This window comes from Microcoleus sp. MON1_C1 (assembly GCF_036701945.1).
Taxonomy (GTDB): Bacteria; Cyanobacteriota; Cyanobacteriia; order Cyanobacteriales; family Microcoleaceae; genus Microcoleus.
The window spans coordinates 125,169-149,038 of the sequence record NZ_JAUBRO010000013.1 but is presented as its reverse complement, the minus strand read 5'-3'; the positions used below and the strand labels follow the sequence as shown (position 1 = coordinate 149,038).

Sequence of the window (23,870 nt, the reverse complement as noted above, 5' to 3'; positions counted from 1 at the left end):
AATGGTAATTCTGCTACATAAGTTTTCCCAATTGAAGGTGAGTAATATTTCTGTTTACGGAATAATATATTGTCGGTTGCCAAGCTGATATCTTGAATGATTACTTGTTCGTATCCTTTAAATTCTGCATCTACTGGCAGTTCGTCTTTGGGGTACTCTAGTATTTTTTCTCGATCTATTTTAATTGTCGCGTTCTTACTGCCTTTGCTATGCTTGTTTGGCGTTTTTCGCTCTTTCTCTGATGAGTGCTTGCTTCTGAATCCTTTGGACTTGGCTTTGATCTCTGGTTTTCCTTGTTCTCCCTTCAATCGGTTGTTTTCCTCTTTTAACCGTTGATTCTCTGACTGCAATTCTTTGATTTTTAATTCTAATTGCTCTATGAGGTTCAGTAATATCTCTACTGTGTGACGCATGGATTCGTCTGCAATACCTTTTGGGTCGATGGTTTGCAGTAAATCTGAGGATGACTTGTCTTGTGAAATAATATTTGGCGTCATATGTCCTATTTTATGACACTTTGTGTACTCTGCTTACTTTTTTCTTCTGCTACCCCTACTTATTGAGCCGATACCTAAATCTGCCTTAAATTTTAGCTTATGAAATGTCCCAGGTGCAACTCTCAATATATTGTAAAAAATGGTCACACTCACACGGGCCAACAAAGTTTTAAATGTCGAGATTGTTCCAGACAATTTGTGATAGCTCCCAGGCATCAGCCGCTGGAGGAAGACACAAGAGAGTTAATAGATAGACTTTTATTAGAAAAAATATCTCTGGCTGGAATTGTTAGGGCTACCGGAGTTTCCCCAAGGTGGCTACAATACTATGTTAATAAAAAGTTAGGAGCCGTCAAGAGACAAGTGGAAGTGAAGTCAAAAAAAAAGGGAAAGCTAACTATTCAATGTGATGAAATGTGGTTATTTGTAAGAGACAAGGATAACAAGCAGTGGATTTGGTTAGCCATTGATGTGTTGACTAAAGAGATTGTAGGAGTATATATTGGTAAAAGAGATGAAGCTGGCGCGAGGGGATTGTGGGATTCTCTCCCGGCAGTTTATCGTCAATGTGCTGTAAGTTATACAGACTTTTGTCCTTTCTTACGGAATAGTTTTTCCTAAAAAAAGACACAGAGCTGTAGGAAAAGATACTGGTCAGACAAACTATATAGAAAGATTTAATAATACCCTGAGACAAAGAATATCTCGATTGGGGAGAAAGACTCTTTCCTTCTCTAAAAAACTCTCCAATCATATGGGAGCTATTTGGTATTTTATTCATGAGTATAACGCTAGTTTATCTCTCAATTAAAACCCTTAATTATACTGACTATGCAGGACTACCTCAATACTTAAAAACATACTTGTGCTGAGAAAATTAGGAGTTGGCAAGGCTACGGGAAACGTCATTTCTTTGGCGTTCTAAATCTAGATATGCCTGCCATGCTTGGGCTTCTAGTTTTTGCTGTTCCTCAGTCTTTAATGAACGAACAAATTCAAGCACTTTCAGCAGCACGGGTTATGGTACTTGGTCTAGTTCTTGAAGAAGTTGGTCTTTTGCAATCATATTTTTTTCTAAATATCTTACAACCAGTTTACAACTTATTGTAGCTTGGTTGATTTAGATACCCGACTTCTTGAAGAAGTCGGGTATCTCGCCTTCAGGAATTATACCAAATATTTATTAGTCCCCCTCTGCCCGGACTTTTTTTGTATAGTAGCGGTTTCAATCGCCGATCAATCTTTGATATCCTGCCACCCATTCCACGATCGCCTCAGTCAATCCATCTAAGGTATATTCTTTGGCTTCCACATCTAACTTACCCAATAAATTTTGGCAGCTTTTGGAAGTTTCCGGGCCGATGGATGCGATGCAAACGTTTTTCAACCAATCCTTAGACAGGGACAATTTTGGGCTTTGTTGTATGAGATTGCAAAAGTTATGTACGGTTTTGGAACTGGCAAATGTTATGATATTTACGGCTTGATTTTGGAGTGCGGAGAGGGCGCTCGGATCGATTGTTTCGGGACAGCAAGATTGGTAAGCTGGCACTTCTATTACTTGCGCTCCTTTGGCAGTGAATTCTTTAACTAAAACTTCTCTGCCGCCGCTTTCTACTCTGGGAAATAGAATCTTGCAGTTTTGCAAGTTATCGGGGAAGTTTTCGACTAGGGAATCGGCGACAAAGTTCGGGGGAATAAAGTCTGGTTGTAGAGAGTGCGATCGCAAACTTTCTGCTGTTTTTTTACCGACAACTGCTATTTTAATGCCAAACAAGCTGCGGGCGTCTTTGCCTTTTGCTTGTAATCGTTGAAAAAAGCAGTCTACAGCGTTGTGGGAAGTGAGAATTAACCAGTGAAAGCTTGACAATTGTGCGATCGCGCTGTCTAATGGTTCCCAACTCGAAGGCGGCCCAATTACTAAGGCGGGCATTTCGATAACGCGGGCTCCTTGTTGCTGGAGTCGATCGCTAAATTCAGCAGACTGAGAAACAGATCGCGTGACTAAAATGGTTTTTCCGGCTAGCGGCAATTTGCTGTTGTTAGCGGTGACTGGTGTATCGATCATATTTGTGCTTTCTGGCTGAATTAGATATTCGCGCAATCTGACTACTTCCCCAATTACGATCACACAAGGCGATAGAGATTGACCTGCTGTTTGCTGTACAATGTTGGAGAGAGTGCCCAGCCAAATTTGCTGTTCGGGGCGGCCACAATCTCGGATAATGGCGATCGGAGTTTCGGTCGATCGTCCGTGCTTTTGCAATTGCCAGACGATCTCGCTTAAATTGCGTCCTCCCATCAATATTACCAAAGTTTCTATCTGCACTAATGCTTCCCATTCCAAAGCGTCCGGTTCATGGGCGCTCATCACTGCAAAACAGCGACTCATTACCGGATCTGTGAGGGGAATTCCTGCTAGTAAAGGTGCGGATAAGGCGGAGGAAATTCCGGGTATTACTTCAAAGTTGCAGCCCGCTGTGATTAATGCTTGAATTTCGGAACTGGAACGACCAAAAATAAACGGATCGCCGCTTTTTAGGCGCACGATTTGCTTTCCGAGTTGGCAATGTTCTACCAGCAAGCGGTTGATTTCTTGCTGCTGCGTGGAAGGTTTGCCGCCGCGTTTACCGACTTCGATTTTCCGACAAGTTGCTGGGATTAATTCGAGTTGCGGGATGTCGATGAGAGCATCGTAGATTAAGACTTCGGCTTGGGATAGCAGTTTGTGCGATCGCACTGTCATCAAGTTACAATCTCCGGGCCCTGCACCGACTAGATAAACTTTCCCTTTGTGGTTTTTCACAATTCCTCCTCGATAGTATAGTTGTATGAATATTGCTAGCGTATAGTAAGCTGCCGATCGCGAACCCTACCCTATAGTAATAGTAAGGTGTGAATGGCTCACCCTACGCTATACTCAGCAGTTTATTGTATAATAAAACCTATTTATGCAGATTATCATCATCACGGCCGCCGATGCCAATTACTTTGAATTGGTGCGAGGCACTATTTTATCGGTGCGGGAAAAACCTGAGGGCGAAAATGTGGCGATCGGCTTTTTCGATCTCGGCTGTACTCCCGAACAGTTGCAGTGGCTGGAAAGGCAAGTAACTTTTATTAAAAAACCGGACTGGGATTTTGATTTTCCTGGTAGAAATGAAACTCCCGAACATTTAAAAGGACTGTTAGTTAGACCTTGTTTGCCAAAATACTTTCCCAATTTTGATATATACCTTTGGATTGATGCTGATGCTTGGGTTCAAGATTGGTCAAGTGTCGAACTGTTAGTTAAAGGCGCGGCAAAACGCGGGCTGGCAATAGTTCACGAATTAGATCGAAATTATAATTTACCTTACGGCAAACAGGCTTGGTACTGGCAATTTGTTTACCGCGATTATCAAGCAGTTTTTGGAGATGAAGTAGCCCAGCAGTTATACAGCTACCCTACCATCAATGCCGGGGTGTTTGCCCTGCACAAAACCGCGCCGCACTGGAAAATTTGGGCAGAATACTTGGAACAGGGATTGCAAAATTCCGTTTTAATGACCGATCAAGTAGCATTAAATCGGTTAGTTTACGGTACTGAAATGTTCGACAAAACAGAGATACTTCCAGCTCGCTGCAACTGGAGCTGCAACTTTGGTTTGCCGATTTGGGACAAGCAAAAAGCGTGTTTTGTGGAGCCGTACTTGCCGCAGGAAAAAATCGGTATCCTGCACCTGACTGGATACAAACACGATCGAGTTAAACTAACCGCAACAGACGGAGATACAGTAGAAATAAGCCTCCGCTACCAACCCACTCAACCGAAAAAAATGACAGCACAAGGACACTCGGCAATCGCAAATAATACTTTATTGCCCGCCGGAGATTACGTCTCGCCCGGATTGAAAATCATCCTCCCGGATGCCCACTTTCCCAACATGATTGTCGCCGATCCTCAGACTTGTCAGTGGCCTTACTTGCGACGGGAAATTCAGCACAATTGGTATGTCGATCGGCGGGCTGCTTCAGTCGGATTTCTCAGCCGCGACGAAGCACACATTCTTTACAATACAGCACTGCAATTTTCAGGTAAAAAAGCATTAGAAATCGGCTGCTGGCTGGGTTGGTCTGCTTGTCATTTAGCACTCGCAGGAGTTGAATTAGATGTCGTCGATCCGCTTCTAGAAAGAGACGACATCAGGCAAAGCGTCATTGATTCAATTCAAGGATCTCTCAATGCGTCGGGAGTTCAAACGACCGTCGAGCTAATACCAGGCTACAGCCCCCAAAGAGTCGAAGAATTTTCCGCTCAATTCAACCGCAAATGGTCGTTAATTTTTATTGACGGAGAACACGGAGAACCGGGGCCGTTAAATGACGCAATTGTTTGTGAAAAATTGGCGGAGGAAGATGCAATAATTTTATTTCACGATTTAAATGCTCCTGATGTTGCTCAAGGTTTGCATTACTTAAAGCAAAGGGGATGGAATACTGTAATTTATCAAACAATGCAAATTATGGGTGCTGCTTGGCGGGGAAATGTCGAGCCTGTAAAACATCAACCAGACCCCAATATTTCCTGGCAGTTGCCCGCTCATTTGCAGGATTATTCAATCAGCGGTATTTCAGGTAGCAAAGAGTTGCCAAAACAGAAATTACCAACCTTACAACAGCAAAAATTACCGACAATTATTCAAAGCAGCCAATTGTCACTGCAAACTTTTCCTACAAACTTTAAAAATATTTTGTCAATGGTTCGCCCCTATACGCTGCTTAGCGAATCGAGACTGTTTTCTCTTTATTGTTTGGCAAAGCAAATATGTGTGGAAGATTTCCCGGGAAATTTTGTAGAATGCGGAACTTGTAAAGGCGGCTCAGCAGCATTGATAGCATTTGTGATTAAACATTACAGCCGCCGTCCGAGAGTGCTGTATGCTTTTGATACGTTTGAAGGAATGCCGGCACCTACTGAGATCGATCGACATCAAGGAATACCTGCAAATCTTACCGGTTTTGGCGAAGGAACTCTCAAAGCTTCAATTAGTGAAAATTTGGATAAAATCTGTAAATTACTGCAAGTTAGAGATATTGTTGTACCGGTTAAGGGATTATTTGCCCAGACTTTACCCAAATACAAGTCAGCAATAGGAAGTATTGCGTTTCTGCACGCTGATGGAGATTGGTACGAGTCAACAATGGATATATTTAATACGCTTTATGACAGCGTTATTTCTAAGGGTTTAATTCAGGTTGATGATTACGGTGACTGGGAGGGGTGCAAGCAAGCAGTACACGATTTTGAGAGGAGGAAAGGCGAGTCATTTTCTCTGCATACGATTGATGAAACAGGAGTGTGGTTTCAAAAGTTGAAATAATATTAAGTCCGGCAGATTACCTGTAATAATATCCAATTTGGGTTGTTTACTCCCTTTATTTTTGAGTCTCTTACGCAGAAATTACGTTTGTGTAGTAGCGCTTTCAGGCGTCGAGGCGGCTCAACAGGCTTTATCTCAGATTTAGTATAACATCTAGAAAGCGCTTAACCTGCTTTTCCCAAGTCCAATCCAGCATAAAATTAGCTGCAGCTAAACCGCGACGTTTTGATTCTTCGCGATTAGTATAAACTTGTTCCAAAGCCTCGACAACTTCTGCAACCTCAGACTCTCCCCAACCTTCTACACCGGAAAAAGGAGCAGTAAGTTTAACTCGTCCTTGGCTCCATAAAGGATAGCAAATGTGGCTGTAAATCAAGTCTAAATGACCAGTATTTGCTGATAAAATAGTCGGAATTCCGCAGGCCATACTTTCCATCGCGACTAAATTAGTGCCACCTTCGCAGCGGTTGGTGAAAACAGCGCAGTCGGCTTCTCGCAAAATTTGTCCCGCGAGGTGATTGGGAATTAAGCCGATGTCGATAAAAGAGTCAACTGGCAAACCGTTAGCCACTAACCATTGGGAAATTCCTAAACTTCCGTCGCCGTTGATATTGGGAAGTCCGGCAACGTTTCCGGTTTGTTCGATTCCTAACATATACTGAGGCCAAAAATTGTGCCATGTTGTTAATAACAAAGCCTCTGGATGTTTGGCGCGAAATCGTTTGAAAGCTGCAATTACAATATCTTGACCTTTGCGATATTCCAGTTTGCCGCCGGAGAAAATGACGAAGCGATCGCCAAATAGATTAGATTTAGGTGCAGGATGGAAAATTGTTGGGTCAATTCCTTGATGTACCATCGCCACATTAGTCAAGCCACAGCTTCTCAAAACATCCGCATTCCAGTTGGAACCTGCGACAATCGCGCTATATTTTTTGGCTGTTTCTAGTGCTTCTGCTGTGATCCGTGTGTCTTCAAAAAATATGACTCCTATTTGACAAGCGCTGGTAATTTGATTGTCAACTCCAGAGGATGCTAAATTATTCCCCAAAGCGTAAAGTACGGGAAAATTACAACTGATTTGTTTGTCGGAATTTGCTGCTACTAATTCCTGAAAAGTTTTTTGCTTTTCAATTACAGGTAATAACAGGGATTTATGCAGCGGATTCATCGCTTCTGAGGTGATGGATGGCGGTGCTAAAAGCGCAACTTGCCAGCCTGGATTTTGCAGCAGTTGTAGTGTTAAATTCACGCCGTAAATTCCCCAACCGCTGGTGATGCTGATCGGCCAACTGATGCCAATTCCTGTAATTTGTGGGGGAGTTTCTGGGGGTTGGATTTGAGGCGGAGCATAAGAATCTGCGTTAGCAGGCTGAGTCTGGGAACGAGTAGATTGTAGGGGCGGTGCCCCCGTGCCCGCCCTCTCTAGCAAGGCTGCTTTTATACGATCGCAAACTCCATCCCAATCACCTGCTTTTTGCTGCCTAAACAACCGCGCAGTGGGATACCAAGGGCTATCTTCGCGTTCCAGCATCCAGCGCCAATCGGGAACAAAAGACAGCAAAATCCACACGGGTTTGCCCAAAGCACCGGCCAAGTGCGCGACAGAAGTATCTACGCAAATTACTAAATCGAGTTGCGAAATAATTGCTGCGGTGTCGGCAAAATCGACGCAATGTTCGCTCAAATCTTCAATTTGGTGTTGCTTTAATAAAGTGCGTGAAGCGCAGCTATCCTGTAGGGAATCGCCCGCTGACAAATCTTTCTGAAGACTGTAAAAACTCACTCCCGGAACATCTACAAATTTCACAAAATCGCTCAATTTACACGATCGCCGATGATTGTTGCGGTGCAGCGGGCCGCCCGCCCACACAATACCTACTTTTAGTTTATTGTTCGGCTCTAGGGAAAATTTAAAATCCTGTGGCGCAGCTAAATAAGGAATATTCGCCGGTATATTTTCCAAAGTCGTTCCCAGAATTCGCGGCAAACTTAGCAGGGGGGCTTGCACTTGAAAATCTATCAAATCGCTCGGCCTGACTCCTACTCGATCTACTCCTGCAATTCCTTCAAACAAACGCTTCAGCAAGACATGACAAGCAACAATAACTTTGCCGCCTTTTTGCTTAACTAAAGGAGCGTAGCGGATAAACTGTATCGTATCCCCAAAACCTTGTTCGGGGTGCAATAAAATTGTTTTTCCCTGCAAATCCGAGCCGTCCCAAAGTGGTTTATCAAAAGAGCGCTGATCCAATTGTTGAGTTTGCCAGCGCGATTCGTACTCTGCAAAACCAGCATCAAAATTCCCAGTTAAAAGCAAAGCTAATGCTAGTCTCAAGCGCCAATTTGGCGAGTTGGGACGTAGTTGAATTGCTTTATTGTAGAAGTCGATCGCCTCTGCGACTTGTCCCTGTTCTTCGAGGGCAGAACCCAAGTATAAGTTAGTTTCAGCCTGGTTATAATTGATTTTTAGCGATTTTTGGTAATGAGCAATAGCCTCGGCTATTTGCCCGTTTTCCTGTTTGAGATAACCTAAATAACTGTGGGCTTCGGCGTGGCTGGGTGAGGCGGCAATTACTTGTTCGTAACGAGCGGCTGCCTCTGCTTTTTTACCTTGTTTTTCTAAGGCCTTTGCTATGTGAAATTGTACCTGTGCGGGCGATAAAGAAAATCGAGGCGAAGCTTCGGTATCTCCGTTACCAGCCACAGCTTGGGAACGAGTAGAAATTAGCTGTTTTAAGGCTGTTTTTATGCGATCGAAAACTGTCTCCCAATCGCCCGGTGTTTGCTGTCGAAACAGTCGCGCCGTCGGATACCAAGGGCTATCTTCGCGTTCCAACATCCACCGCCAATCCGGCATAAAACACAGCAAAATCCATACGGGTTTACCCAAAGCACCGGCTAAGTGTGCGACAGCAGTATCCACGCAAATTACTAAATCTAGTTGCGATATCACCGCCGCAGTATCGGCAAAATCGTTCAAATTGTCGCTCAAATCTATCACGGGAATTTGAGTTAACAAACTACGATTGTCAGCCGAAATTTCTTTCTGAATACTGTAAAAACTTACACCGGAAATATCTAACAATGTCAGGAAATAGCTTAAATCGCTCGATCGCTGAGAATCCTTCAAATGTTCTGAACTTCCCGCCCACGCAATCCCAACTTTGAAATTGCGCTCGGAAGTTAGGGAAAATTGCCAATTGGGCGGCGCAGCTAAATAAGGAACATTTGCCGGTATATTTTCTAAATTTGTTCCCAGAATATGAGGCAAACTCATCAGCGGTGCTTGTACTTGGAAATCCGGCAATTCATCCATCCGAACCGCCACTTGTGCGATGCCAGGAATCTGCTTAAATAAACGCTTCAGTTCTTGATAGCAAGAAATGATTATTTTACCACCTTTTTGCTGCACAATTGCCGCGTATCGCACAAATTGAATTGCATCGCCCAAACCTTGTTCGGAGCGGAGCAAAATAGTTTGTCCGTTCAAATCTGACCCATCCCAAACTGGTCGGTCAAAATTCAACCGTGGCAATTTTTTCGCCTGTTCTGTTTGCCAGCGCCACTCGTATTCTGCTAAACCGCGTGGCAAGTCCCCAGTCAACAGCAAGACTAAGCTTAAATTGAAGTGAGCTTTAACACAATTTGCATCAAGTTCTATAGCTTTACTGTAACACAAAATTGCTCGATTTACGTCTTTTAATTGTTCAACAGCACTGCCTAAATTAGTAATAGCTTCTATATAATTAGGGTTCAAAGATATGGCTCGTTCCAAGCTAGAAATTGCCTGTTCTATTTTTCCCGCCCCCAAGCATAACGTTCCCAGGTGATAGTGTCCTGTAGGATTGTTTGGTTCTACTCCTATTGCACGATCGTAAAGCCGTTCAGCCTCGTCTAGCTGAGATTGTGTTTCCATCGCCACACCCAAATTTACCAGCGCGGGCACGTAATTGGAATTGACAGAAAGTGCTTGATGAAAACACGCGATCGCACTCTGCAACTCGCCCTGCTGCTGGAGTATCGCGCCGAGATTGTTGAGAGCTTTGACGTAAACCGGATTCAGGGCGATCGCCTTTTGAAAGCAAGATATAGCAGCCATTATATTGCCTTGATATTGCAGCAAAATACCCAAGTTATTGTGGGATTGAGCGCAGTTTGGATCTATTTCGATCGCGCGCTGATAATAGGTGGCAGCTTCGGCTAAATCGCCTGTTTGGTGCAGCGTCACTGCCAAATTAGTCGTAGCCTCTATCGAAGTCGGCTGCAAAACCAAAGCATTTTTAAAATAAGCGATCGCCTCGGAAAGTCTTCCTTGCGATTTGAGAATATTTCCCTGATTGAACTGTTTTTGATATAATTCAATATTGGTTTTAGTTTCTCTTGGCGGTATAGCTGGTTTATGCTGGACAATTCTTTCTCTCAGCGCCAAAACAGCTTCTTCTAAAACTCCTTCCCAATCTCCCGCTGTTGACTGGCGAAACAGCCGCGCCGTGGGATACCAAGGACTATCTTCGCGTTGCAACATCCACCGCCAATCCGGCACAAAACAGAGCAAAATCCACACTGGTTTGCCCAAAGCACCAGCCAAGTGTGCCACACAAGTATCTACAGAAATCACTAAATCCAGAGCGGAGATTGCCGCCGCAGTATCCGCCAAGTCGTGCAAATAAGAGCTTAAATCTGTTACGGGCAGTTGCTCTAACAAAGCGCGATCGTCTGCTGTCATTTCCTTTTGCAAACTGTAAAAATCTGCTCCGGGAATATCTAACAGTTTTGTCAACAAATTTAGGGGTAACGATCGCACCTTATTGTGGGAATTTTTAGGATTTCCAGACCACACAATCCCCACTTTCAAATTAGGAGTTTGGCTGAGAGTAAATTCCCAACCGGGCGGCGGAGCTAAATAAGGAACCTTCGCCGGTATAGTTTCTAAAGTTGTTCCCAGAAGGTGTGGCAAACTCATTAGCTGCGCGTGAACTTGAAAATCCGGCGCCTCCTCGGGATTAACTATTAACCCATCGATTCCCGAAACTTGTGCAAACAAGCGCTGCAAGTGTGGCAAACACCAAACAATTACCCTACCGCCTTTTTGCTTGACTAAATCTGCGTAGCGGATAAACTGAATTGCATCGCCTAGACCCTGTTCCGGGCAAAGCAAAATAGTTTTTCCCTGCAAATCTTTGCCATCCCAAAGCGGCTGAATAAAGTTGTGGGAGCGGAACTGTTTTTCTTTAACTAGGAGTCGCCATTCGTACTCGTAAAAACCGCGCTGAAAGTCTCCCGCCAGCAGCAACGCTAAACCTAAATTTAGGTGAGATTCAGGATGGCCGACATTGAATTTAACTGCTTGGCTGTAGCAGGTGACAGCATCTGCAAATTGGCCGCGATCGTGCAAAGCACTTCCCAAATTGGTGAGGGGATTAATATAACCGGGTTTGAGTTCGATCGCCCGACGGTAACAATCGATCGCCTGTGCCATTTTTCCCGATTCCTCAAAAGCTTTGCCGAGATTGTTCAAAGCTTCAGGAAAGTCGGGTTTCAGGCTCAAAGCTTGCTCATAGCAGCCGATCGCATCTTCAATTTTGCCCTGTTTCTGCAGGACAATTCCTAGATTGCAGCGAGCCTGTGCACTGGCTGGCAATTGCTGAATCGCTTGCTGGCAAACGGCTAGAGCCTCATCTAACTTGTCTTGCTGTTGCAGGGAACTCCCCAAACCAATCAGAGTTTCTGCTAAATCCGGTTGCAGTGCAGTCGATCGCTCGTAGTATGCGATAGCGCGGTCAATTTGGCCCTGTCGGATCGAGGCGTATGCTAAGTTGTGCAAGGCGTCCACGTAATTTGGCTCGATCGCGATCGCCCGTTCGTAATTGGCGATCGCCTCTTCGTAATTCGCGCCCGCTTCCTCCCCTTGTGCCTCCAAAGCAATTCCCAAATTCAAATAAGCCACCGCGCAATTAGGATTGACTTGAATCGCTTGCTCGTAGCAGCTTATAGCCTCCGCCACATCCCCTTGCTCTTCCCGCAACAAGCCCAAATTAATCAGCGCTTCCGCGCAATTCGGGTTCAAAGAAAGCGCCCGCTCATATTGTGCGATCGCCTCTTCAGTCTCCCCTGCTTCTGCGAGCGCGCTGCCCAAATTGCTCGCAGTTTCCGCCAAATTCCCGTCGATTGCTAGCGCTTGTCGGTAGTGAGCGATCGCCTCTGGAAGCCGGCCCGCTTGCTGTTTGACAACGCCTAAATTGCTGTGCGCGGCTGCGTAATTAGGATCGATCGCGATCGCTCGCTCATAACATTCGATCGCACCGCCAAAATCGGCTTGCTGCTGCAAATCCACGCCCAACCGAAACTCTACATCCGCCGCATCCGAGGGCACAAATGCTGCAGCAACCGCGCCTAGAGCTTCCGCCACGCGAGCGAAAACGTCCTCCCAGTCGCCCCGCTGATGCTGCCGGAACAGCCGCGCCGTCGGATACCAAGGACTATCTTCCCGTTCCAGCAGCCACCGCCAATCCGGCGAAAACGCCAGCAAAATCCACACTGGTTTGCCCAAAGCGCCCGCCAAATGGGCGACAGCGGTATCGACACTAATGACTAAATCCAGTTTGGCGATCGCAGCCGCAGTATCGGCCAAATCGCCAAAATACGGGCTCAAATCTACGATCGACGTTTGATTCAACAGCGCGCGATCTGCCTCGGAAACCTCTTTCTGCAAGCTGTAAAAACTTACCCCCGAAACCTCCAAAAGCGGCAGAAACTGGCTTAAACTGCACGAACGCTGCTTGTTTTTGCGGTGTTTTGGATTCCCCGCCCAGACAATGCCAACTTTCAAAGTGCGATCGGGCAGAAGCGTAAATTCAGCACCCGCAGGCGGAGATAAATAAGCAGTATTTGCTGGTATTGTTTCCAGCTTTGTACCGATAATATAGGGCAAACTCAACATCGGCGCTTGCACGTCAAATTCCGGCAGTGGCTCGCCTTTAACTATTAGCAAATCAATGCCGTCAACCGTTGCAAATAAACGGTGCAATTGCGGGTAACAGCCCACAATGACCCTACCGCCTTTATTTTTGACGATCGCAGCGTAGCGAATAAACTGAAGCGAATCACCTAAACCTTGTTCGGCGTGCAGCAAAATAGTCTTTCCCACCAAATCAGAACCGTCCCACAGCGGTCGGTATTCTCTCGCCGAAACTGTATTGTCCGGCCCCGTCAAAAAACACGAGTGACCAGTGTGAAATTCTTTAATTTGCCAGCGCCACTCGTATTCGGCGAGACCATTTTCCAAATCTCCCACCAACAGCAAAGCCAAGGATAAATTCAGGTGAGCGCTAGCGTGATTTGGACTTAAATGAATCGCTCGTCTGTAGCAGGATATCGCATCTTCTACGGCGCCTTTTTCCAGAAATGTCCTGCCTAAATTGTTGATAGCTTCCACAAAATCCGGCAGCAATTCTAAAGCTTTGTGATAATACTCCAGCGCATCTTCTAAATTGCCCTGTTCTTGCAACACTGTTGCGAGATTGTTGTAAGCTTCCCAGCTATGCGGATGAATTTCCAGCGCGCGCCGGTACAGCTCGATCGCCCTTACAAGTTCGCCTTTTTCTTGCCGCGCCACCGCTAAATTAATCAGGGCGGGTACGAAATCCGGTTGAGCTACAAGAGCTTGCTCGTAATGTGCGATCGCCTCTTCCACTTGACCTTGTTCCTCAAAAATCTTTGCCAGGTTGTAAGCTGTTTGAGGAATATTTGGATCGATGGCTAAAGCTTCTCGATAATGGGGGATAGCGGCTTCCAATTCGCCATTTTCTTGCTTGAGAAAACCAAAATTAATCCGCGCTTGAACGCAATTTGGCTCAATAGATATAATCTGTTCGTAAAGGGTGAGCGCCTCTTCCTTCTCACCTGTTTCCATTAACTGTTCTGCTTGCCGCAATAAATCCTCTAAAACAGCTAAATCCTCGCCAGCCGTTCCGATCGCAACCGATGTCTCAATTCCCTGCGATTGCTTAGCTGCGGAGCCTTCTGCTAACCCTTCGCTCGCGCTCCCAAATATTTGTTTACTCTCTTGAACCACGGTTGCACCTGTCATTTTGAGAGCCACAGAATCGAGGTCAGGCGTATTATTAGCAGTCATTGCGAGGGAAACGAAGTCAAGCCGATCTTGGGCAGAATCCTCGGAATAACTAGCAGTATTGGCGATCGCAAATAAACTCAAAGCCGCCTGTACTTCCTCAAACAATTCTTGCCAACTTTCCGGCTGACTTTGGCGGAAAAGCCTCGCAGTTGGATACCAAGGATTATCTTCACGATCAAGCAGCCAACGCCAGTCAGGAGCAAAAGAAAGCAGCACCCAAACCGGTTTTCCTAAAGCACCGGCTAAGTGCGCCACAGCCGTATCGACACTAATGACTAAATCCAGTTGAGATATAGCCGAAGCGGTATCAGCAAAGTCGTTCAAATGCGGAGTTAAATCCGGCACTAAGTGTTGGTTCAACAAAGTGCGATCGCTTTCGGACAAGTTTTTTTGTAAACTATAAAAAGCGATTCCCGGAACATCCAAAAATCGAATAAAATCGCTCAACCTACAAGAACGCTGATTGTCTTTCCGGCGCTGCGGACTCCCCGCCCAAACAATCCCTACCTTCAATTTGGCATCAGAAGAAAGCGCAAATTTGCACTCAGCAGGCGGAGCTAAATAAGGAACATTTGCCGGTATTGTTTCAAGAGTTGTCCCCACAATTCGCGGCAAACTCATCAGAGGTGCGTGAACGTCAAATTCTGGCAAACCTTCCAGACTAACTGATAAATATTCAATACCAGGAACTCTCGCAAACAACCGCATCAGTTCTGGATAGCAAGCCACCATAACTTTAGCGCCTCGGCTCCGAAGAATTGGGGCGTAGCGAATAAACTGAATAGAATCGCCAAAGCCTTGCTCGACGTGGAGTAAAATAGTTTTCCCCTGCAAATCCGAACCATCCCAAATCGGCTGTTTAAATTGCCTCGGTTGTAGTTGCGGAGTGCGCCACCGCCACTCGTATTCAGCAAAACCGCGCTGAAAATCTCCGAACAATAGCAAAGTTAAACTTAATTCCAGGTGGGCGGTGGCGTTGTCTGGCTGCAATTCCAAAGCTCTACTGTGACAAGAAAAAGCCTCTTGAAACTCTCCTAAATCGACCAAAGCGTGTCCGAGATTGTTAATTGCCTCCACGAAGTCTGGCTTTAAGTTTAATGCTTGTCTGTAGTAGGATATTGCGGCTTTTACATGGCCTTGTTCGTGGTAAAAGGCTCCTACATTGTTGTGAGCTTCGGGATTGTTGGGGTCAAGTTTTACCGCTTGCTGGTAGCAGTTGAAAGCTTCGGCTAATTTCCCCTGCTGTTGCAAAACTGTTGCCAAACCCATCAGAGAATATGTCAAGTTGGGATTGATTTTTAAAGCGTGGAGGTAACAAGCTATCGCCTCGTTTAATTGATTTTTTTGTTTAAATAAATGTCCTAAATTGTGCGCTGTTTCGTGCAGGTTTGGGTCGAGTTGCAGCGCTGTTTGGTAATATAAAATAGCCGCGTCTCTTTCGCCTAATTGCTGTTTTGCCCACCCCAAATTATTGTAGGCGAGTGCGGAATTGGGCTGCATTTTGATGACTTGTTCGTAACTGGCGATCGCCCTTTGATATTCCCCTACATCCAGCAAAACATTAGCCTTATTTAAATGTGCTTCTACAAAATCTGGGTTTTGGGCGATCGCTTGTTCGTAAAAGTCGATCGCTTCGGCAATTTTTCCCTGCTGTCTCGCCGCGATTCCCAACAAACACAGCACGTTTGCTGATTCCGGCTGCACTTCTATTATTTGCCGGTACAAATTTTCAGCTTCTAACAAACGGCCCGCTTGGTGATGTTCCCAAGCTAATTTCAAAGAGTCTTCGGCACCCAGTTTGCAGGCAGATTTCCGAATTTTTTTTTGAGAAGCCATAGTTGTGTTTGTTGTTTGGGAGTTCGCTAACTGGTAATTGCCAAATTGTTCTAACTTGTTAACTCTTCCTTCCTTCTTCCTTCTTCCCCCTTCCTTCTTCCCCCTTCCTTCTTCCTTCTTCCCCCTTGCTTCTTCCTTCTTCCTGACATCCGTTACATCCGTTACATCCGTTACATCCGTTACAGAATCCGTTGCCGAACTCCCCCTTCTACCCCAACAAACAAGCTGCAGGAAAAATCAGATATTCTAAGAAAAACAACTTCCAGATAAACTGATAAAATGCAGCAATTTCTATTTTATCGTCCAAATCAACTTTCGCGCTCCAAAACCACATCAAACTCAAAGCCGCCACATGAGAAACTGCCAGAAACACTAAATTAACATTAGACAATACGAGCGCTCCCGCCAAAGTCGCGCCCAAATAACAAACCGTCAACACCCAGCGAGATAAATTAAAGACGGCCGGCTTGCCCAGCTCAATCGTAAACGTAGTAATATTGTATTGCTTGTCCCCTTCCATATCGGGGATATCTTTAAAAATGGCGATCGCAAACGTAAACACCACAACAAAAACCGTCAGCACCCAAACTTCCGCAGGAATCCCAAAAGACATACTCTCCAAATTCCAGCCAGAAAAAGCGCTTTTCGCCATTCCCAAATCCAACACCCAATTAAAGTGCAAAAATAACCCTAAATTTACGATCGCGCCACGCACCGTAAAAATGCACAGCGCCGCCCAAAAAGGAAACCGTTTCAGCCGAATTGGTGGCAGAGAATAAGCAGTCCCGATCGCCAAACTAACGCCAACGGTAGCCAGCAAAAACGGGCCTTGCAAAACCGCAGTCAAAATTGCTATAATTCCCGTTGCAATTACAATTAATTCCCCGGTTTTCCGAGAAAAAACTCCCGAGGCGATCGGCAAATACGGCTTATTTATTTTATCAATTTCAACATCTTCTAACTGGTTCAATCCCACAATATAAATATTGCCGCAAATGCAAGCCAACCAGGCACAAGCTAGGGGCCCCAATACAGGATTCACAAACAGCCGCGCACTTTGGGCGATCGCGTACAACGCCAATACACTCAAGCTAGTACCCACAATTGTGTGCGGCCGAGAAAACTCCCAAAATGCCCTCAGCCAGCTTTGCTGAGCCGAGCCATTTTTATCAATCCAAGACTTTCCAATCGAATCATTGCCCATAAATCTCACACCCGCACCACACAAATAATATTTTTTTTCTAAGGTGTGCAATGCACACCTTACTCATCAATTCAACACTCAAAACTTCTCTGATATATGCCTGCTATTTTACAGCACAAATCATCCCAAAACGAATCAACCCGCTCTGATATCCACGGCTCATCAATCCGAGAGCAAGTGCTGCTTGAATAGTCGTCCAACCGCTCGTTAGCAAACCCCAAATCGCGCTCGGAGTCAAAGCAGAATCGATCACCACATCCCAAAAAGGAGCAACAGCTTTTGACCAATCAGCGGTGCGAATACTTGTCAAAGGCAAACTGCGAACAATTTCCTCGTATTCCGGCAAAGAAATCACATAAGGCAAAGCATAAACCCGGTAAATTTCTGCCAATTCCTTTCTCTCTTCATCAGTTAATTCTCCCGCCGTTTCTCCCACCGGGCGGTGACACCAAGTTGCCAAAATCAAAGTTCCTCCCGGCTTGAGTACGCGGCAGCATTCCTGCAAAAACTTAATTTTGTCGGGCATATGTTCGCCACTTTCGAGCGACCAAACCAAGTCGAAGGACTCGTCCGGAAAAGGCATATTCAAAGCATCGGCCACCAAAAAGTTCACATTGCTTTGAGCATCGGCAATTTTAGCGCGTTCGGTCGCTCTGTTGGCCTGTACCGGACTCAGAGTAATCCCGGTAGCTGTAACCCTAGCGCCCGTTTTATTTTGTTCGGGCGATCGGCTATAATCTTGATCCGCCCCGCCATCCAACTTTAAATTATTTTGAGGGATAGAACTAAACTTTTCGGTCAAATACAGCGTGCTGCCGCCGATCCCGCAACCGACATCGAGAATGCGGTAAGGTTCACAGAGTGCCTTCTCTGACGGCACTCCAGCCCAAGCCAGCAGTTCTTCTATCAAATCTATCTGAGCCTGTCGGCGCTCTTTTTTCAAATTGCCATCCGGGCCGTAGTAACCGTGGTGCATATGTTCGCCCCACACCTGCTCCCACAAACCGCTAGAAGCGTCGTAAAGTTGCTGAATTTGCTGGTAAAGTGTTGATGTCATCGCCGGATCGCAAGTTATTAAAGGAATTCTACCGTTATTTTCCCGCTGTTGTCATAGAATTTGGTCATTTAGTTCGATCGGTCTCCGGCATTCGCCAGACAGAGATATCCTTATTTGAAGCCCGAGGATCGATTTGTGGGCTTCCTCTAAAACCTCAAATCTAAAATCGATTTGTGGGTTCCCTCTAAAACCTCAAATCTAAAATCGATTTGTGGTTCCCTCTCAAATCTAAAATCTAAAACCTAAAATCGAATGACTGTCTCGCGAACCATTGCTTTGGGCTTTTTCGCTGTCATCCTCATAGGTGCTCTATTACTGATGATGCCCTTTTCCACAATTGATGGAACTTGGAGCGATCCAATAACAGCACTGTTTACCTCTACTTCCTCTGTGTGCGTCACGGGCTTGTCGGTTGTGGATGTCGGAAAATATTACTCTTTTTGGGGGCAACTGTGCCTAGTTTTACTGGTGCAAATAGGAGGCTTGGGCTACATGACAGCCACGACTTTCTTGCTGCTGTTATTGGGCCGCCGCTTTGGCTTGAAAGACAAAGTTGCCCTGCAACAATCTCTCGACAAACCCGGGCTAGCCGGTGTAGTGCAACTCATTCAGTCAATTCTAGCAACAACGCTTTTGTTTGAATTAACAGGAGTGTTTTTGCTGATGACGGTTTTCGTCCCCCAATACGGATTTAAAGAGGGTGTGTGGTCTGCTATATTTCACAGCGTTAATTCCTTTAACAACGCGGGTTTTAGCATCTATTCAGATAATTTGATCGGCTACATCACTTCGCCTATGGTTAACTTCACAGTCAGCGGTTTAATCATATTTGGGGGAATCGGCTATCAAGTAATTATGGAAATGTACCTGTGGCTGCGCGATCGTTTCAACAAAAGCCCTATCTGCACAGTTTTTTCCCTGAACTTCAAAGTTGTTACTACTACAACGGCTGTCCTTTTAATTTTAGGAACGCTAGCCTTTTTGGTGCTGGAATACGACAACCCAGACACTTTCGGATCTCTAACTTTTCCTCAAAAACTGATGGCAGCTTGGTTTCAATCTGTTACTCCCCGCACGGCGGGGTTCAATACAATTAGCATTGGCCAAATGACCGAAGCCTCGCTATTTCTGACCATCGCGCTGATGTTTATCGGCGCCAGTCCTGGCAGCACCGGCGGCGGAATCAAAACCACAACTTTTAGGCTATTGTTTTGCTGTACCACAGCAGTTATCGAAGGCCAGGAAGATGTGGAGTGCTATCAGCGTCAAATCCCGCCACCAATGATTCTGAAAACCATTAGCGTAGTCTTCGGTTCCCTGTTGGTCGCGTTCACATCTGCAATTTTAATCGAGCTGACCAATCCCCAAGTAGAATTTATCGCAGCGCTGTATGAAGCAGTTTCAGCTTTTGGCACGGTCGGTCTTTCCACTGGGATTACACCCACGCTTTCACCGATCGGTAAGTTGATTTTGATTGCTACAATGTACATAGGTCGGGTTGGGGTGCTGCTGCTGGTGAGTGCTGCATTCGGCGACCCAAAACCCAGGTCTTTTAAGTATGCTGAGGAAAGTTTGTTAGTGGGATAAAAAAATCCTGCCTACTTGCTGATAATCTAAACAATGGGTGACAACCCAAATCAACTTTTACGACTTACCTAAAAACCAAAAGGAGGCGGCGCTGTCTCTGCTAAAATTTAAACAGCAAGACGCTCAGCGCTGGATATTCAGTGAACCTGTCATCTTTAAATTTTTTTCGGACTTTGCGCGCCGACAACAAGCAGTTTGCAGTTATTGGTTTGGGACGCTTCGGCAAAGCTGTGTGTTCGACTCTGCACGGCTTGGGTTACGAAGTCTTGGGAGTTGACACCGATGAAAAAAAAGTAACTCAAGCTTTGACCGAGCGCATTGCTGCTCACGTTGTGCAGTTAGATTCTACTGAGCCTAGCGCTCTTGCGGAAGCAGGTATATTTGAATTTGAAACAGTGATTGTGGCGATCGGCAATTACCTAGCAGAAAGCATTACCACCACCCTAAATCTCAAGGAAGGCGGGGTAAGTCACGTAATAGCCAAAGCTTCTTCGGAAACTCACTTAAAACTGTTGAAAAAAGTCGGTGCAGATCATGTAGTTTTTCCAGAACGAGAAATGGGCTGCTCTGTGGCCCGCCTTCTTACAAAACCCAGCATTTTAGAACGCTTTGACCTCGACCCAGATCACAGCATCGTTGAGTTGCTCGTTCCTGAAAAGTTTGACGGTAAAACCATCTCCGAATTGGAGCTCCGGCGCAAGTATGGTTTGAACTTGCTAGCAGTCGGGCGCGCCGAAAAGTTCGAGATTAATCCGGAGCCAAGCGAACGCTTGAGAAAGGGCGACGCGATGGTAGTAATTGGTTCTAATAAAGATATCAATCGCTTGCCAATTTAACAGCTTGCCATTTTACGCACATACAGCAACACTCTTGGACTCAGAAACCCGGTTTCTTGGGTTCCGAGTGTCTAAGTCCTCAGCAAGTGGTGCGGGATGTGTCAAAATTTCAGGCCCTCAGAAACCCGGTCGATCTAAGATCGACCGGGTTTCTCTGTCGATTTTTATGTTCTAATTTTTAACCGAAATATCTAAATTGAATTTCACCAATTCTAGGGTTGGTTCCGCCTTTGCGACCCCCTCTGAGAACCTAGCCAGACAAATCGCAAAAAATTTTAACAAAGTAGCAGCACTCGATCGCGCTCCCGCAAATCATAGGAGCGCTAGCCCTAAAAATTCAGCCGACTTTCAAGATTTTTTGCAAATAAGCTTTGCCGAAAACCACCACCGCCAAGACTAGAGCGAGTTCAACAGGCCAAGGACACGCCGCCACAAACCAAATTAACGAACACACTCCAATAATTGCAGCTATGGGAGCCGGAATTCCGTCTAGCGTTCTACTGTCGGTCCCGGCAGTTACCCACCCAGCAATCAAGCACAACGTCAACGGAATTAAGCAACTTGCGATCATGATTTTTACCCCATCAATTTTTTTTACATATGGCATCTGAGCATATTGTAACAATACATCAAAAATTGGGAAATGCACCATGAATTGCGATAAAATGTAAGATTAGATACTTAATAAGTATATAGGCGGAATTAAACTCAGCTATATAACAGTATGTAAACAGGGCTGACTTAGCCACGCTTAGGGCATTTGGATACTTTACAATCGTTTACATAATTGCGTTTGACAGCGCCTAGCTACTTACGCTGGAATCATAATAGTTGGTAATTTTTAGCTTCGGCTATCTCCGAAGGCAGAATTAGGTTGGCATCAGGTAGAATTTAGGGATTTTTTTTATTTCTACAGAAGTGCTTTTGCTTTCTACCTGGAGATGAATTGCGATGCGCCCATCTCTGCAAGTTATACTCAGGATTGCAGTCAGTTACTGTAGAGCGTGAATCAATGCTGGGCAAATTTTTTCGCAAGCCAGAATTAGAAAATAGCGATCGCGTCCCCCCGGGTCAATACCTCGCCAACGGGTTTCCCGTGCTGACCTACGGCGATACACCCTCCGTCAGCATTGAGAGTTGGGAATTTAAAGTCTGGGGATTGGCAAAACCAAAAACCTTCACTTGGTCGGACTTCCAGGCGATGCCCCAAAGTAACTTTACGGCGGATTTTCACTGCGTCACCCGGTGGTCAAAACTCGACGTGCAGTGGACGGGAGTCAAAGTCACAGATTTTATGAACTACATAGAAGTCGATCCGAAAGCTCTGCACGTCCTGGAACACTGCTACGGCGGCTACACTACTAATATTGCGATCACCGACTTCCTCCGAGAAGAAAACTTTTTCGCCCACACCGTCTTCGGCGAACCTCTATCCGCAGACCACGGCGGCCCCATGCGGCTCGTAGTTCCCCACTTGTACGCTTGGAAAAGCGCTAAATGGATTAACGGCCTGGAGTTTACAGAAACCGAAGAACTCGGTTTTTGGGAACGCAACGGCTATCACCAACGGGGCGAACCTTGGGCAGAGGAACGCTACAGCGGTCTGTTTTGATGCGGTCGATCGGGAGCAAGGACTCGGCCACAGCTTCTCTATACAATCTTTGTTGAGGGGCAATCCGCTCTTTTACCGCTTCAGTCTGTGGAAATTGCATCTCCTCGATCGCCTCTTTGGGATATCTCACGCCACGGGCTCTATTTAATTCAACCAAAATACGTAGACCCAACGATCGCATTTTGTAGGTAATTTACCCGATAGATAAACTACTTTAACTCCCCTATACAAGTCCCAAAAAACAAATATTCCCAGTTTCTGGTTAATAGAAAACTCCTTTAACTATCAGTACACACGAATATTACCGTATTTATACTTAAGTGTTGGCTGTTGAGGATTTAGAGTTCATAATATAATAAAAAATTAGCAGAAGCCCGCTCTAAATCACTTGGGCTTACCCGCGCTCCCATGCCCGCCCCGGCAAGGTTTCAAGCCACAATTTTTATAATTATTGGGTGTGTATTTTTAGGGAGCGATCGCCCGCGAGCCGAGGCGATAGACAGAATTTGTGAAGGTTATGTAAAGGCTTGATAAAGAATGTGTCAAACTTTACCTAAAGTGCCCCAAATACAAAAAAAGTATCGCATAATGAAATTATTAAGACCCTCGCACAAAAGGAACAGGTTATGAATACCAAACTATTATCCGCCTTAACAGCTACCGCAGCCGCCACAGCTCTGTTTGGCGCAGCAGTTCCTGCTCAAGCCTTCTCCTTTGGTACCACCGGCATCCAATTCGGCCAAGATACAACTATCAAGTTTAACTTCAAAGAATCTCACGGTATGTACCAATCCTCTTTGGGAATATACAGTGTGGACAACTCGGCGGTCTCTCTAGTTAAGACCCTGTTTTCGGAAACTAAATCCTCAGACAACGAGTGGGAAAATGAATGGAAAGGAACTCTGGGCAATACTGTCTTGGGTGGCTCGGAAGTATTCACATTCCTGGCAAATAAAATTTATACTTTGGGGCTCGATAGCGACTGGGGTGGCAGTGTCTACTCGACCTCAAGCTTGAACAGCGGCAGCCAGCAAGCGGTGTTTGGCGGACACTCGCAACTGTGGAGCGCGCTCGACAAAGAAACAACTTCCACATTCCAAGCAGCCGGACAATTCACAAACGGATTGGGTTCTCTGTTTAACGGAGGCACGCTAATTGGCTTCGACGATCGCGGTAACCGCAACGACTCAGACTTCCAAGACTTCACAGTGAGCGCAGAAGCAGTTCCAGAACCCATGACAATGACTGGTTTGGCTCTCGGTTTGGGTGGCTTGGTTGCAGCCCGCCGCCGCCGCGCTAGCAAGACGACTTCATGATATTTTTCAACCCGAACAATCTGCTGAATTAGGTTTGACAAAATAAAATTATATTAGGAGGCGCGCTAATGAGAAATCGGCTCGCCTTTTGCTTGATTTGAAAAGTCAGAAGGGAGAAGTCATATCAATTCTGGTTGCACTCCTCATGACTGTTGACTGTTGACTGTTGACTCTGGGTCGCCAAACTGAATAATGGTTGAGTGTTGGATATTGACTCGATTTTACGCCCGACGATGAAGCGCGGATTTGATATCAGGGTGAAGTTCGGGAACGCGCAGTGTACGGGATTTAACGGATGGGTGTTGAGGGAAGAAGTCAAGCCTGAAGAAGTCAAGCGTTAAGCAAGAGGATTTTTCCCACTCTCCCACTCTCTCCCTCTCCCAACTAAAAATTCAAAACTCAGTCACGGTAAAGTGTTCGATCGT

At 45.6% G+C, this 23,870-nt stretch carries 13 protein-coding genes and 1 pseudogene; 8 read left to right on the top strand and 6 right to left on the bottom strand.

Translation table 11 applies throughout. The features are described from left to right. Positions 1 to 497, bottom strand: a pseudogene (locus QUA62_RS09960) (hypothetical protein); the annotation flags it as partial. A gap of 99 nt (positions 498 to 596) precedes the next feature. Here QUA62_RS09960 and QUA62_RS09955 point away from each other — a divergent pair. Then, positions 597 to 1,308, top strand: a protein-coding gene (locus QUA62_RS09955) for an IS1 family transposase (protein ID WP_333403673.1) whose coding sequence is annotated in 2 segments (ribosomal slippage) — positions 597 to 1,094 and positions 1,096 to 1,308 — 711 coding nt in all. Because the reading frame shifts where the segments join, the coding sequence is not laid out codon by codon here. A gap of 122 nt (positions 1,309 to 1,430) precedes the next feature. After that, positions 1,431 to 1,607 (top strand): hypothetical protein, encoded by a 177-nt coding sequence (locus QUA62_RS09950; protein WP_333403671.1) that lies wholly within the window; start codon positions 1,431 to 1,433, stop codon positions 1,605 to 1,607. Positions 1,608 to 1,722: 115 nt separating this feature from the next. On the opposite strand, the gene cobA is transcribed toward QUA62_RS09950, so the two are convergent. Then, on the bottom strand, positions 1,723 to 3,303 hold the full coding sequence (gene cobA, locus QUA62_RS09945) for a uroporphyrinogen-III C-methyltransferase (protein WP_333403669.1): 1,581 nt from the start codon (positions 3,301 to 3,303) through the stop codon (positions 1,723 to 1,725). A gap of 145 nt (positions 3,304 to 3,448) precedes the next feature. Between cobA and QUA62_RS09940 the strand changes: the two genes are divergently transcribed. Then, complete coding sequence (locus QUA62_RS09940; RefSeq protein WP_333403667.1) at positions 3,449 to 5,860, top strand: TylF/MycF/NovP-related O-methyltransferase; 2,412 nt, start codon at positions 3,449 to 3,451, stop codon at positions 5,858 to 5,860. A 130-nt stretch (positions 5,861 to 5,990) separates the two neighbouring features. On the opposite strand, the gene QUA62_RS09935 is transcribed toward QUA62_RS09940, so the two are convergent. From QUA62_RS09935 to QUA62_RS09925, 3 genes are all read right to left on the bottom strand, one after another. Next, positions 5,991 to 15,833 (bottom strand): tetratricopeptide repeat protein, encoded by a 9,843-nt coding sequence (locus QUA62_RS09935; RefSeq protein WP_333403665.1) that lies wholly within the window; start codon positions 15,831 to 15,833, stop codon positions 5,991 to 5,993. A 208-nt stretch (positions 15,834 to 16,041) separates the two neighbouring features. Beyond that, positions 16,042 to 17,037 (bottom strand): homogentisate phytyltransferase, encoded by a 996-nt coding sequence (locus QUA62_RS09930; protein ID WP_333403663.1) that lies wholly within the window; start codon positions 17,035 to 17,037, stop codon positions 16,042 to 16,044. A 103-nt stretch (positions 17,038 to 17,140) separates the two neighbouring features. Continuing rightward, positions 17,141 to 18,094: a methyltransferase domain-containing protein gene (locus tag QUA62_RS09925; protein ID WP_333403661.1), complete on the bottom strand. Its 954-nt coding sequence runs from the start codon at positions 18,092 to 18,094 to the stop codon at positions 17,141 to 17,143. 252 nt (positions 18,095 to 18,346) lie between these two features. Between QUA62_RS09925 and QUA62_RS09920 the strand changes: the two genes are divergently transcribed. Together QUA62_RS09920 and QUA62_RS09915 are read left to right on the top strand one after the other, a co-directional pair. Beyond that, on the top strand, positions 18,347 to 19,681 hold the full coding sequence (locus tag QUA62_RS09920) for a TrkH family potassium uptake protein (RefSeq protein ID WP_333403659.1): 1,335 nt from the start codon (positions 18,347 to 18,349) through the stop codon (positions 19,679 to 19,681). A gap of 140 nt (positions 19,682 to 19,821) precedes the next feature. Continuing rightward, the gene (locus tag QUA62_RS09915; RefSeq protein WP_333217090.1) at positions 19,822 to 20,517 is read left to right on the top strand and encodes a TrkA family potassium uptake protein; all 696 of its coding nucleotides are present in this window, start codon (positions 19,822 to 19,824) and stop codon (positions 20,515 to 20,517) included. Positions 20,518 to 20,854: 337 nt separating this feature from the next. On the opposite strand, the gene QUA62_RS09910 is transcribed toward QUA62_RS09915, so the two are convergent. Further along, positions 20,855 to 21,124 (bottom strand): hypothetical protein, encoded by a 270-nt coding sequence (locus tag QUA62_RS09910; RefSeq protein WP_190658305.1) that lies wholly within the window; start codon positions 21,122 to 21,124, stop codon positions 20,855 to 20,857. A gap of 405 nt (positions 21,125 to 21,529) precedes the next feature. On the opposite strand from QUA62_RS09910, the gene QUA62_RS09905 reads away from it, so the two are divergent. The 3 genes from QUA62_RS09905 to QUA62_RS09895 all read left to right on the top strand — a co-directional run bounded on the left by QUA62_RS09905 (position 21,530) and on the right by QUA62_RS09895 (position 23,786). After that, positions 21,530 to 22,129 (top strand): sulfite oxidase-like oxidoreductase, encoded by a 600-nt coding sequence (locus QUA62_RS09905; RefSeq protein WP_333403656.1) that lies wholly within the window; start codon positions 21,530 to 21,532, stop codon positions 22,127 to 22,129. A 626-nt stretch (positions 22,130 to 22,755) separates the two neighbouring features. After that, on the top strand, positions 22,756 to 23,445 hold the full coding sequence (locus QUA62_RS09900) for a PEP-CTERM sorting domain-containing protein (protein ID WP_333403655.1): 690 nt from the start codon (positions 22,756 to 22,758) through the stop codon (positions 23,443 to 23,445). Positions 23,446 to 23,645: 200 nt separating this feature from the next. Continuing rightward, positions 23,646 to 23,786, top strand: coding sequence for a hypothetical protein (locus tag QUA62_RS09895; protein ID WP_190658311.1), 141 nt, complete (start codon positions 23,646 to 23,648; stop codon positions 23,784 to 23,786). The last annotated feature ends 84 nt before the right edge of the window (positions 23,787 to 23,870 follow it).

What these genes read in the sequence shown, in the direction of transcription:
- QUA62_RS09935 (WP_333403665.1), bottom strand. Translation starts at nt 15,833, where the DNA reads ATGGCTTCTCAAAAAAAAATTCGGAAATCTGCCTGCAAACTGGGTGCC.
- QUA62_RS09950 (WP_333403671.1), top strand. Translation starts at nt 1,431, where the DNA reads ATGCCTGCCATGCTTGGGCTTCTAGTTTTTGCTGTTCCTCAGTCTTTA.
- QUA62_RS09940 (WP_333403667.1), top strand. Translation starts at nt 3,449, where the DNA reads ATGCAGATTATCATCATCACGGCCGCCGATGCCAATTACTTTGAATTG.
- QUA62_RS09930 (WP_333403663.1), bottom strand. Translation starts at nt 17,037, where the DNA reads ATGGGCAATGATTCGATTGGAAAGTCTTGGATTGATAAAAATGGCTCG.
- QUA62_RS09900 (WP_333403655.1), top strand. Translation starts at nt 22,756, where the DNA reads ATGAATACCAAACTATTATCCGCCTTAACAGCTACCGCAGCCGCCACA.
- QUA62_RS09905 (WP_333403656.1), top strand. Translation starts at nt 21,530, where the DNA reads ATGCTGGGCAAATTTTTTCGCAAGCCAGAATTAGAAAATAGCGATCGC.
- QUA62_RS09920 (WP_333403659.1), top strand. Translation starts at nt 18,347, where the DNA reads ATGACTGTCTCGCGAACCATTGCTTTGGGCTTTTTCGCTGTCATCCTC.
- QUA62_RS09925 (WP_333403661.1), bottom strand. Translation starts at nt 18,094, where the DNA reads ATGACATCAACACTTTACCAGCAAATTCAGCAACTTTACGACGCTTCT.
- QUA62_RS09910 (WP_190658305.1), bottom strand. Translation starts at nt 21,124, where the DNA reads ATGCCATATGTAAAAAAAATTGATGGGGTAAAAATCATGATCGCAAGT.